This is a genomic window from Mesorhizobium sp. WSM4311, from assembly GCF_002295115.1.
Lineage (GTDB): Bacteria > Pseudomonadota > Alphaproteobacteria > Rhizobiales > Rhizobiaceae > Mesorhizobium.
In genome coordinates, this window is record NZ_NSFV01000010.1 from 71,738 (window position 1) to 84,265 (window position 12,528).

At 63.4% G+C, this 12,528-nt stretch carries 6 protein-coding genes; 1 reads left to right on the forward strand and 5 read right to left on the reverse strand.

All coding sequences use genetic code 11. From position 1 onward, the window contains the following. Positions 1-13: 13 nt before the first annotated feature. The 5 genes from CK226_RS24655 to tagH form a co-directional block, all read right to left on the reverse strand. The gene (locus CK226_RS24655; RefSeq protein WP_095793320.1) at positions 14-2,650 is read right to left on the reverse strand and encodes a serine/threonine-protein kinase; all 2,637 of its coding nucleotides are present in this window, start codon (positions 2,648-2,650) and stop codon (positions 14-16) included. Beyond that, positions 2,647-3,426, reverse strand: a complete 780-nt coding sequence (locus CK226_RS24660) for a PP2C family serine/threonine-protein phosphatase (protein ID WP_095793321.1) — start codon at positions 3,424-3,426, stop codon at positions 2,647-2,649. Before CK226_RS24660 ends, CK226_RS24655 begins: the two co-directional genes overlap by 4 nt. Positions 3,427-3,561: 135 nt before the next feature. Then, positions 3,562-7,092: a type VI secretion system membrane subunit TssM gene (gene tssM / locus CK226_RS24665; protein WP_179301124.1), complete on the reverse strand. Its 3,531-nt coding sequence runs from the start codon at positions 7,090-7,092 to the stop codon at positions 3,562-3,564. Beyond that, complete coding sequence (tssL, locus tag CK226_RS24670; RefSeq protein ID WP_095793323.1) at positions 7,092-8,606, reverse strand: type VI secretion system protein TssL, long form; 1,515 nt, start codon at positions 8,604-8,606, stop codon at positions 7,092-7,094. The genes tssM and tssL overlap by 1 nt, the downstream gene beginning before the upstream one ends. 263 nt (positions 8,607-8,869) lie before the next feature. Then, positions 8,870-9,949, reverse strand: a complete 1,080-nt coding sequence (tagH, locus tag CK226_RS24675; protein ID WP_095793324.1) for a type VI secretion system-associated FHA domain protein TagH — start codon at positions 9,947-9,949, stop codon at positions 8,870-8,872. A gap of 247 nt (positions 9,950-10,196) precedes the next feature. Here tagH and tssI point away from each other — a divergent pair, with 247 nt between their 5' ends. Beyond that, entirely contained in the window at positions 10,197-12,524 is a 2,328-nt protein-coding gene (gene tssI / locus CK226_RS24680; RefSeq protein ID WP_095793325.1) for a type VI secretion system tip protein VgrG, read from the forward strand. Positions 12,525-12,528: the final 4 nt, after the last annotated feature.

Below are 12,528 nucleotides of genomic sequence, written 5' to 3' on the forward strand. Positions count from 1 at the left end.
TCGGCGTTCATATCTATCCGCCGAGCCGGAAATACTTGGCGGTGGCGGAGAACTGCAAGCCGTCGGCGCCGATCTCCTTGAGGATCTTTGGCAAAAGCTCGGAGACCGGCGTCGGTTTCGAGAACATCGCGGCTTGGATGTCCTTCGGCCCGGCGATCACCAGCATGATCTGCGGCAGGGGTTTGCCGGCCGACTTGTCGGCGGCGCCTAGACCGATCGGGATGTTGAAGGTCGCCTTGTCGGTCTGCGCCACGATGCGATCATCGAGGTTGAAGGCGATGCCCCTGTGGTCGATTAGCATGACGTTGGAAACCAGCCCGCCACGCGTTACCAGCGTGCCACTGATCGGCGCGCCATCCGGCACCGATGTCCGGTCGAGAACGAGCTGCGGACTTTCCACACGGTTCCGGTCGAGGACGCGCAGGAAGTTGGTCACTTCACACTGAGGCTGCTCGATAAGATGGACATTGATGTCCGGCTCGAGATGGAACCTCGAGCGAAAATCGTTGAGCATCTGCTCGAAGGGCTGCACGGCTGTCGCGAGGCCTTCGATGGCCGCGGAGCTGGCGGTTTGCGATGTCAGCGACGCATAGAAACAGTCGCCGCCGCTGAAGTCGCGCACCCACGAGGCGCGTTGCGCCGCCTCGTCGACCGGCTTTCCCGGTGGAACCGCCGGCTTTGGCACATCGATCGCGACTTCGGTGTCGGGCCGTGTGGTTGCCGGTGGCTGTGGTTGCTGCGACGGCTGCGCCATCTGTGTCGGCTCTGATGGCGAGGTTGGTGGTATCGGCTGGCTGGCCGTCGGGGGCGGGGCAGCCGGTTTCGCCGGCGGGCTGGCCGGCTGCGTCGGCAACCGGCTTTCAGAGGCCGGCGGCGAGGAAGCCCCCGGCCTGGCCAGCTTGGAAAGGATCTCGACCAGGTCCGTTGCACTGGGTTCTGTCGCCGGCGGATTTGCCTGCTGCGCCGGCTTGCTCCCTGCCTCCGCCTGGCTTGGCGCGGACGTCTTCGGCGGGTTCGCGGTCGGTTCCTGGGCAGGCTTGGTCTCGACCGGGGGCACTTGCGCCTGACTGTTGTCCGTGGTTTCGGGCTGGGCCGCAGGCGGCGCTGGCCTGCCGACGGGGGGCGCTACCGGCGCTTGCTCGGCGGGTTGCCGTGCTTCCGTTGCCGGCGGCGCCTCGGGCCTGGTGGTCGGCATGGGGGTGTCGGTAGGCTTGGCCGGCTCCGGTTTCTGCTCGCCCGCGGCGTCCGCCTGGTTCTCGGCCAGCATCGGGGGCTTCACCTGTGCATCCGGCAGGGCAGGTGGGTTCACCGTCTCGATGGTGGCGGCATTGTCGGGTTTTGAAGGCTCTGGCTGAGGTTGCACCGGCGGCTGAGGGTTCGATTGATCCGGCTGCCGCGTTTGAGCCACCGACTTGGGGGCTTCAACACCGGGTTTGGGCACTGGCTTCGGTGTCAGCGGCTTGAGTTTCTCTTCGGCCGGCGGAGGCGCCAGGACGCCGCTGAAGTAAAGGCCGCCGCCCAGCAGGACCGCCAGCGTCACGAGGCCGCCGGCGACAGCCGGCATCCGCGACGGTTTTCGCGGCGCAGCCGGCATGGGCGTGCTGGCCGGCGCGGGCGCTGGCGCAGGCCGGGGTTGTGACAGATGCGCCGGCCGCACATGTTCAACAAAGTGCTTTTCGCCTGCGGAGGCCGAAGGCTGCGGCCCGGACTCGGCCAGCGCCGTCCAGCCGGAGCGCGGCAAGCCCGCGCGGTCACGCGGACCATACGATGCCGGCGGCAATGTCGCGTCGACATCCTCGCCACGCGTTGCCCTGGCGATCTCGGCCATGCTGGCCGGCCGATCGCGCGGATCCGGCTGCAGCATCGCGGCAATGAGCTCTTGGAAATCGGGGTCGATGTCAGACAGGTCCGGCACGGTCCGGCGTTTCTCGATCACCTCATATTGCGAGCCGCTCATATCGAGCGGCTTTCCGCGCAATGCCGCGGCGAGCACCAGTCCGAGGCTATAGATATCGGACTGCTCGCTGACCTCGCCGCCATAGAGACCGAGCTGTTCGGGCGAAACGTAATTGTATTTGCCGGCGAACTTCCCGCCGATCAGCGTTTCACCGCCTACGGCGGCCGACCGGGCGATGCCGAAATCGATGATCTTGGCGCTTTCCACCCGCCCGCCAGGCAGGATGATGTTGTCCGGCGAGAGGTCGCGGTGAACCGCGCCCGCCTGGTGCACCGCGGCGAGCCCCGAAGCCAGGCGATGGCAAAGCCGCCGCACTTCTCCCCCCGGCATCGCTCCGCGACGCATCACGTCGAATAGTGATTGGCCGTCCACGAACTCCATCGCCAGATAGGGGCGGCCGATCCTCGGATCGATGGTGAAGACGTGATAGCGCACCACCGCGTCATGCGACAGGTGGTTGAGGATCGACGCTTCCTTGCGGAACAGCGACAGGATCGTCTGATCGCGGGCGAATTCGGGCAGTACGATCTTGATCGCCACATGGTCGCCGGTTTGGATATTGTGGCCGCGATAGACTTCTCCCATGCCGCCGGAGGCGATCCTCTCGTCGAGTTCGTAAATGCCGCTGAGCTGCGTGCCGACGCCGGCATAGATGTCGTTCGTCGATATCCGGGTCTTGTTCTCGTCGCTCATCTCGCCAGGCTCTCCGCTCCGGACCGATCCGAATGGAGCGCGCCGTTGCGCCCGCCGCCGATCTTCACGAGTACGATGGTCACATTGTCGGTTCCGCCGCGCGCCAGCACCGTCTCCAGCAGGCTTCGGCACGCCGCCTGCGGCGTTGCGGATATCACCGCGGCTTCGATCTCGGCGTCGCTGACATGCGCCGTCAGTCCGTCGGTGCTCAGGACGAAAACATCGCCCGGCATCAGCTCGCCCTGCTGGAAATCGATCTCGAGCTCATCGCTGACGCCGACCGCATGGGTGATGACATGGCGGCGCGGCCAGGTAAGCGCTTCCTCCGCGCTGATCATGCCGCGGTCCAGCAGTTCCTGGACCTCGGTGTGATCCTTCGAGACCTGAAAGATCACACCGTTGCGGACCAGATAGATGCGGCTGTCGCCGGCCCACAAGCAGGCGAAGCGTCCGTCCATTGCAAGCAAGGCCGCGAAGGTGGAGCCGATGGTGATGCCGCGCGATCGCGAGATGTCGCGGATCTCGGAATTGGCGCGGCTCAGCCGGTCTTCGAAGCGCGCGCGAAGGTCCGGCGCCGAGCTCGCAATGCCGATCGTCGCCAGATGATCGACGATGCTGGCCGATGCGACCTCGCCGGCCTCGTGCCCGCCCATGCCGTCGGCCACCACCCACAGGCCGGTCTGCGGCTCTATCAGGTAGTTGTCCTCATTGTGGTCGCGCACGCAGCCCTTATGGCTTACGCCGAAGCTTTCGATGGGAAGGACGACAGAGCTCAATTTGCCACCAAGCGCTTCGCGAGCGTCCTCTGTGACCAATCATGGGCGGCGTGCCCAGGCCACTTTGCCACAAGCGCATACGTTAGAGTACCGAAATGAGGGCTGCGGCCGGCGGCGCGCTGGAACACAGCCATGTCAGAACGCCTTTGGACAGCTGAAGCCGGCCAGGGCCGGCAGCAGGAATGGATTGGCCCCCGGTCCGGTCTGCATCGTGTAAGCGACGTCTCGTCCGCCGATCACGAAGCGGGCTTCGGTGTTGGCGCCATTGGCGGTGATGGTCGCCTTGTCCAACAGACGCTTGAAGGCCCACGGTCCTTCGAATTTGAGAGCGGAGTCGCGGCCCGGCATTTCCGGCATCAGGCTAAGGCTGGCGGAACCAGAGGCCGTGCTGGTTGGCCAGGTCACGGTGCTTGGCGCGCTCCCGGCCTGACTGCTCTGGACGGTCTGTCCGTCAATGTCGAGAACCGCGTTATCAGCGTCGCTGTTCAGCGAAAAAGGCGTGATGGTGATCGAAACCGACGGCACCGAGCCACCGGATGGGAAGAAGGCGCTGCGGATTTCGGCGGCCGACTGAAATGATTTCAAGGTCGACTTCGCCAGGTCGCGGCTGGAGCGGACATCCTGTCTCCAGGTCCATTCCTGGCCGGTCATGTCGATCAGCGGCGCAAGGTTCTGTGCGAAGAAGCGGTCCATCAGCCCGCCCGGCGCGAAAAGCTTGGCGAAATCCGCTATCGGGATCTCTCCGGTGCCGTCACTGGCAAAGGGATAGCGACCGTTGACCGCCTCCTCGCAGGCTCGTGTGACCGTCTGGTCAAGGTTCTGGTTGAGGTTGGCCACCGAGGCTTGCGCGACATTGCCTTCGAACTCGTCCGCTGCCGCGTTGACCATGCGCGCAAGCGGCTTCGGAAGACGCGAGGCATTGGCGCGCAGCGTGGAGATCTGCAACTGCAGGTTGGCATTGACGCGTTCGGTCTGTGAAGGGACATCGGCCGAAAGCTTGAGGCTTTGAAAGATGTCGCGGAAATTCCGTGTCAAGGCATCGAGCGGCCGCCGTCCACTGGCGCCGCTGACCAGGGCCTGGAACGGTCGAAACTGTGCCTCGACGCTCGCGCCGGCATTCTGTGCGACGGTCGAGCCCAATCCGGCTCGGCTCTGCGACTTGCCGCCGGCGATCTGCAGGCCGATGCGTGCCAGACCTTTGGCCACGCCGGCGGGGTCTTCCTGCGCCGCGCTGCTCTCGCCCTCGGCCGTGGTGTCCGGCTTCGTCAATGCGGTCTCATCGGCGATCGCGGTGAACAGCTGATCGAGAGGCGAGTCCGGCGCGGCGAGGGCGGAAAGCGCGAGATATTGCGGCTTGTCCTTGAGCAACGCCTTGAACTTGAGCTGGTCGAGCACGCGGTTCCATGCGGAGGAGAATTCCTTGCCGTAGCGGTCGATCAGTTCGGGACCGAGCTTGGGCAGGTCCTGGTCGATGCCACCCTGTTCGCCGCCTCCGCCGAGCACCCACTGGTCGTTGACGAGCATTTGCGCGATGCGCGAGAGCTGCGGCAGGAAGAAGCGGTTGAAGCCGGCACGCGTGTAAAGCCCGGGAACGTTGAGATCGGTGAGATCGCGGCCATCCATGCGTTCGAACAGCAGCTGCGCCTCGGGGCCGGCTTTCGCGGCGACGGAGAGGTCCTCCAGCCTTGCGGCGTAGACCGCCGACCTGATCAGCGCCGAAGCGCGGTCGGCAAGGCTCATGCGCCCAAGCGAGCGTTGCGCGGCCTCGATCAGTGGCTGGTTGAGTTCAAAGACGGGATCGTAGGCGTCGTCGAGCGCCAGCATCGCGCGCAGATGCTTTTCGAGCTGCGCGCGGCCCTCGCGGTTGTTCTCGCCGGGATAGCGGTTCTCTTCCCAATCCTGCCTCATCCAGGAGACGATCAATTCGTCATCGACCTTCGGAGCCTTGCCGCCCAGCATCAGGTAGATCTTCAGCGGTTCGTAGAGCGCGATCGGATCGGCCATCCTGGCCTGGATGGTGCGCTCGGCCTGCACCAGCAGCCGGGAGCGGAATGTCCGCTCGAGCGCTTGCCGGTAGGCGGTCCTGGAGGCCGACAGCAGCCTCTCGCGCTGGCTGAGCCCGAACGTCTCCTCGATCGGCTTTGCCTGGTCGCCGTTCTCGAAGCCGGCCGGCAGGTTGCGCAGCTGGTCGAGCGGGCCGATGACGTTTTCGAGGTCGACGTCGGTCACCGTCGTGCTCTTGAGCAGCGAATCGGCGCTGTCGCGATACTGTGCCATCGCCTGCCTGGTTGAGGCGATCAGCGACTTGTTGGCGAAGAAGCTGAGGCCAAGCACGCCGAGAGCCGCCAAGGCCGCCAGCGCAATGGCGGCGAGACCGCCAAATCTCGCGAGCCTGGCGCGCCGTTCGGCCACCCGGTCGAAGGATACCCAGCCCGATTCCGGGAAGATCACATTGGTCAGCAGATCGTGCAGGAAGAAGCTCTTGCCGGTGCCGGAAAGATGCGCCTGCGAGGTGCTGCCGAAGCTGCGGCCGATCGTGCCCAGCACCTGGTCGAACGGTGTTCCTTCCTGAGTACCAGAGGAGAAATAGAGACCCCGCAGGCTGACATTGACATGCGATCGAGAGGCATCGAACAAGCTGCCGATAAAATGCGCTATCCGGTTCCCCAGCGCAGCGAACTGCGCCGGGAAGCCGAAGATGGCGATGCGCGCCACCGGGTCGGCCTCCTCCTGCAAGCGATCGACGACTTCTTCCGCCAAGCGCTTCGCCAGCCGGTCGAGTTCGGCCGGCGCCTCGCCGGCCATGTTCCTTGTGCGATCGGCGGTCTGGAACGTCGCGCCCCACACCTTGCGCCTGCGCGCTTCGTCGAATTGGCCGAAATAATCCAAGAAGCCGGAAACGAGATCGGACTTGGTGAAAAGCAGATAGACGGGAAACTGGATCTTCAGCGTCTCGTGCAATTCGCGCAGGCGGCTTCTTATCTCGGTCACATGCGCCTCGATATGCCGGTCGTCGAGGCCGATGAGATCGGCGAGGCTGATGGCCAGGATCACGCCGTTGATCGGTTGCCTTACGCGGTTTTTCTTGAGCAATCCGAGGAAAGCAAGCCAGCTTGCCTTGTCGCGCTCGCGGTCCGATTCCTGCGTCGTGTAGCGGCCGGCCGTGTCGATCAGCACCGCCTCATCGGTAAACCACCAGTCGCATGACCGCGTGCCGCCGACGCCGGCGACCGGCTGGGCATTGCCGGAGCCCGCAAGCGGAAATTTCAGCCCGGAATTGACCAGAGCCGTCGTCTTGCCGGCGCCTGGCGGGCCGATGATGATGTACCAGGGAATATCATAGAGGAAGTTGCGCTTGCCGCTCGTCCGCTTCAGCGTCGCGATGGCCTCGCTCATGCGCGCTTCGAGCAGCTGTGCATCGTCGTTGCGCTCGTCGCTGCGCACGATGGCCGCTTCGAGCGCCTTTTGCGCCTTGCGCCTTTGCCAGAAGCCGATGCCGTAGAACAACGCCAGCACGGCCACCGTCACGCCGACGATGACCGCCCTGAGCCACACGGATCCGAGTGGGCGGGTATCGGCGAAGCGGATCAGCGGTCCGGCATACCAGACGGCGGCCGAGAAGCCGGCCAGGGCCAGCACGCTGAATATCCGCAGCAGCCAGCGCATCAGTTGCCGTTCTCCGCCGATCCGGTCTGCAAGGTCTCGTGTTTCGGGATCATCACGTCGACGCGGCGGTTCTTGGCGCGGCCGTCCGCCGTCGCGTTGTCGGCGATGGGTTCGTCTTCGCCCTTGCCGTCCACGCTCAGACGCGATGGATCCTTCAATTGCCTGGCGATCATCGCCTGCACGGCCTTCGCGCGGGCGACCGAGAGATCGAAGTTCGATTTGAACGCGCTCGACTTCTTCGGCTTCACATTGTCGGTGTGGCCGACGATCTCGATCGGTCCGGCTTCGGCGTCTAGGGCCGTGGCGATATTGGCCGCGATCGGCTGGAACTGTGCCTTCAACTCAGCCTGGCCGGATGCGAACAGAAGCTGGTTGCTGATCTCGACAACAATGAAGTCGCCCTTCGTGCCGACGTTCAGTCCGCCGGCGGCGATCTCCTGGGCGAGTGCCGCGCGGATGCGGTCGATCTGCGTGGTGTCCGGGGGAGCGGGTGGCGGCGGTTTGGCTTGCACCGGTTCGGCGGGTGCCGCCACGCTGGCGCGTTCAATGGTGAGAGGGGTCGAAGGATTGAGCGCCAGCAGCGCGCCGGCGGTTGCATCGCCTTCATCGGTGATCAGGATCCGCAGCCCAAAGAAGGCCGCCGTCACCAGCGTCGCCGCAGCGGCTGCGATCGCCCACAAAGGCAGCCGCCCCCCTGGCCTGGCCATCGCCGCCGCCATGCCTTGCCACCGGGGCGAAATGTCCTCGGCGGCGCGCGGCCTGAAATAGCGCAGCGTGTCGTAGACGTCGCGCCGGACGCGCTCGAGTGCGTTGCGTTCGCCGGACAATCCCCGATACTGGCCTTCGAACCCCAGCGACAGGCAGGCATGCATCAATTCGAGCAGGTCGTAATGGGCTTCAGGCTTGGCGAGGATATTGTTCAGCGCTTCATAGAACCCGGTTCCTGTCGGTCGTGCGTGGAAGAACTGCACCACCAGACTGTGCTGAAGCCAGGTTTCCTTGTTCGGCCAGGGCAGGTTGCCGACCAGATCGTCGGCGGTTTCGCAAAGCGCAAATTTCGCGATCCGTGCGTCTTCTTTCCCAATACCGGCTTTGGCGATGGTGTGGTCGAAGGTCTCGACGGCGTCTGCGATATGCTCCGCCAAGGCTGCGGCTTGCCGTTCGACCGGTATCAGGCGCAGCTGACCGAACAGCATGAGCAAGGGGGCTGCGGCGGCAAGGATGGGATTTCTCGCGGCATACTTCACGCCAGCGGTGGCGTCGAGCAAGGCGTCCTGCCGCAACGCCGGCGCCGCCGCGGGCTCAGCCCCGTGGCCGGCTTCCTGAAAGACCACGGCTCCGGACGACCAGCCGGGGGGCATTTGGCGGCCGAGGCCGGGGTCGAACACCGTCGATTCCCTGGCGGGTGATTGCGCACCGGAACTATCGGGAGCCGCGCGCGGCTTTTGCCTTGGCCGTGGCGCGCGGATGACGGTTTTGTCCGGTGGCTCGGAGGGATCGTCCTTCGAGTTCATCGCCGCGCCACCGTCGAGGTGCGCGTACCAGGCTGGGTATCAACAGCGAGCCGGATGGAAAGACTGATCTTGCCGAAACATGACATTCCTGCACACGCCCCAAGCCACGCCGCTTTGCCAGCCAGGCAAGCACCCATGCGCTATCCTAGTCGCACCGCAAGCCGATTGAAATCGGAAAGCAGGATGATCAAGGAAGCGGCTTCTTCCAGGGGGTCCCTCACACAGCCCGTAAGAGCGTTGCCGACGACATTTGCCGAGCGCGGCTATTTCTGCTTGCCAGCCTTGGTGTAGGCTTCGGCGAAATAGGCGAGGAAGACATCCAGCATGCCGTTTTCGTGCTTGTCCTCCATCGTCCGCCACGTTGCGACGAGCGCGTCCCAGGCCTGGCTTTTCCTGGACGAAAAGGACGCAGGCGGGATTCTTTTGGCGATCGCCTCCGGCGACAGGTCGTCGAGCAGCCTCGAGAGCGCGGCCTGCATGGCGGCGTAGGTTGCGATTTCGTGGGTCTTCAGGTCGCGGAACGCATCCTCGATGCTGTGCCTGGCATCGAGATAGCCGGCCCGGCGCTTGGCAAACATGATCTCGAGTATGTCGTCGGTGCCCGGCACGAATTTCAGCGGGTTGTTGTCCTCGGCGCCGATCATGGTGCGGTGCGCGCTTTTGGCGAGCACCTTGGCGGCCGCCCGCGCCTTGAGCAGCAAGGACAGTTGCTCGACCGTGGTTCTCAGCACCGCACCGATCTCGGCAGCGACGTCATGCGGGTCGCGCGACTGCAACAGCTCCGGCGACAAGCCGGCCGCCCTGGCGATATCGCGCAGTATCCCGTCCGCTTCCGCCGACTGCTTGGCCGGAACAGCGGGGGTGGACTGCCGCGCCGAAGACGTCGGCACCGGCGCCGCCTCGGTCAGGCGCTGCCCCGCTGGATTGTGGAATGGCGCGCTGCCAGGTTCCAGCGGCCTTCCCGTCGTGGGCGGCAACTCGCGTTGCGTTGAACCGGTCCTGGCTTGCGGATGCCCGGTGGCGACGCGCTCTGCGTCGACCGAAACGGCGACGACATAACGGCCGATCAGCAGCCGGTCGCCTTGGGTCAGCCGATGCGGCGCATTCATGCGCTGGCTGGAGCCGTTGACGAAAGTGCCGTTGCGCGAGACGTCATGAAGCCAGAACGAGCCCGCCTGATAGTGGACTTCGCAATGCCGGCCCGAGATGAACTTGTCGGGGTCGGTAAGTGTCCAGTCGCAATTTTCGCGCCCGATTTCGAAGCTGCGGTCGCGGGCGGCATAGCTGGTCGCTATGCCTGGCGGCAGTCTGTCAACATTGCTGATCTGGAGCGAAATGAACATTCGACGCCACTGGCAAACCTGAAATCCCAGGCATTCTAGCATCTTGCCAGCGCAGTGGGAGAGGTGCGCCTCACATGAATGCACGCCACGGTTTAGACATTGCTTCTGTTTGGCCTCCATCAAACATATGCTAGGCTTGCTGCGGTCCGATGCGGTGAATTCGAAAACCTCCCGAGCGTGACGCAGTTTACGGAGCGGGGGCTTCAATCCATCACACTGGCGGCCGCGTCGAGGAGGGGCACGCCCCATGCCGAACGAACGTGCCACGGTAGTACACACGCCGGTTGGCGCCGATGTGCTGACCTTCACCCATCTCGTCGGTCGTGACGAGATCAGCCGAAGTTTTGCCTATACCGTCGGGTTCGTCAGCAAGAGCCGCGACGTCGATCCGCTGAAGATGCTGGGCGGCGTCGTTTCGGTCGAAGGTGAATCCGATCCAAAGCGTTGGTTCAGCGGCCTGGTGTCGGATTTCAAGCTAACGCGCATAGAGGACCGGCTGGCCTATTACGAGGCCACCGTGAGGCCATGGCTCTGGTTCCTCGGCAACACCACCGATTGCCGCATTTTCCAGAACATGACCGCTGTGGAGATCGTCGAAAAGATCTTTTCGAAATACGGCATCGCAAAATTCGAGAAGCGACTGCAGGGCTCCTACCCATCGCGCGAATACTGTGTCCAGTATGACGAGAGTGATCTCGATTTCGTGCAGCGGTTGTTCGAGCACGAAGGGATTTTCTATTTCTTCGAGCATGATGAGGACAAGCACACGCTCGTGCTGTGCGATGCGATGAGCAAGCTGAAGCCGGCTCCAGGCTACGAGAAGGTGCTTTATAATTTCGAGGGCTATGGCTCGCGACGCGACGTCGAATACATCACCGAATGGATCCCGGGCAGTGCGGTGCGGCCAGGCGCCTACGCCCATACGGACTATGACTTCGAGAAGCCCGGCGCCGATCTGATGGCGAAGTCCGCCCAGCCCTTCAGCCACAAGGAGGCTTCGGGCGAGAACTACCGCCAGCCCGGAGCGCATCTCGATGTCGGGCGCGGCGACACAATCGCGGGGATCCGCCGCGAGGAACTTCAGGCAGTGCATCATCGCAACACCGCCGTCGGTACGGTGCGCGGCCTTTTTTCCGGCTGCAAGTTCACGCTCGAAAGCTTTCCGCGCGACGACCAGAACACGGAATATCTGGTTGTGAGCGCCGAATACCGCCTGTTCGATCCGGGCTACCGGACCCAGAACGAGGCTCACAGCGAGAATTTCAAGGTGGTGCTGGGCGTAGCGCCGACGAAATTGCCCTATCGGCCGCCGCGCATCACGCCCAGACCGATCATGCGCGGCCCGCAGACGGCAACGGTGGTCGGTCCTTCGGGCGAGGAGATATTCACCGACAAATACGCGCGGGTGAAGGTGCAATTCCACTGGGACCGCCTCGGCAAGAAGGACCAGAACTCATCCTGCTTCGTGCGCGTGTCTCAGACCTGGGCCGGCAGCGGCTGGGGCTTCATCCAGATCCCGCGCATCGGCCAGGAGGTCATCGTCGATTTCATCGAGGGCGATCCGGACCTGCCGATCATCACCGGCCGCGTCTACAATGCCTCCGAGATGCCGCCTTACGCGCTGCCGGGCAACGCCACGCAATCGGGCTGGAAGTCCAATTCCTCGAAAGGCGGCGGCGGTTACAACGAGCTGATGTTCGAGGACAAGGCCGGTTCCGAACTGGTCAATTTCCAGGCGCAGAAGGACCATCATCTGCTGATCAAGCACGACCGCAACAAGACGGTACAGCACGACCAGTCCGACCGCATCGACCATGACGCCAAGCACTCCGTCGGCCATAACCTCGACGAGGACGTCGGCAACAACAAGACAGTCAAGGTCGGCGTCGATCAGACGACGAACATCGGGTCGAACGATACGGAGACGGTGGGCGCCAACCGTTCGCTGACGGTCAAGGCCAACGAGACCATCCATGTTGTGTCGAACTCGACGGAGAACATCGACGCCAATCATTCCCAGACGGTGGGGATCGTCCAGACCATCACGGTGGGCGCAGCACGCATCGACACGGTCGGCGCCGCCGAGACCCGAACTGTGGGTGGCGTTCAGACCAACACGATCGGCGCCGCCCGCACTGTCACGGTCGGCATTAGCCAGAGCCATACTATCGCAGTATCAGACAGTTGGGAGATTGGTGCAGGCCAAAGCGTTCAGATCGGGGCGGATCAAGGAATAAAGATTGGTGGCGGTCAGTCGACGGAAATCGGAAAAAAACGATCCACGAAGATTGGCGAAGACGATGCAACTCAGATTAACGGTGCACATGAGCAGAAGATTGGAAAGGGCAGCCTTGTACAGGTTGGAGAAGACAGCGGTATTATAGTAGGAAAAAATCTGACGATCGAGGCCAAAGAATCGATTACGATTAAATGTGGGGCAGCTTCGATTATTCTAAAAAAAGATGGAACAATTGGAATAAAAGGAAAGAATATTTCGATTGACGCATCTGGAAAGATAAGCGCGGAGGCGTCAAGCGATATTACAATGAAAGGCAGTAAAATACTGCAAAATTGAGGTG

Coding starts and splice junctions, on each gene's coding strand:
- CK226_RS24655 (WP_095793320.1), bottom strand. CDS start 2,650: ATGAGCGACGAGAACAAGACCCGGATATCGACGAACGACATCTATGCC.
- tssM (WP_179301124.1), bottom strand. CDS start 7,092: ATGCGCTGGCTGCTGCGGATATTCAGCGTGCTGGCCCTGGCCGGCTTC.
- tssL (WP_095793323.1), bottom strand. CDS start 8,606: ATGAACTCGAAGGACGATCCCTCCGAGCCACCGGACAAAACCGTCATC.
- tagH (WP_095793324.1), bottom strand. CDS start 9,949: ATGTTCATTTCGCTCCAGATCAGCAATGTTGACAGACTGCCGCCAGGC.
- tssI (WP_095793325.1), top strand. CDS start 10,197: ATGCCGAACGAACGTGCCACGGTAGTACACACGCCGGTTGGCGCCGAT.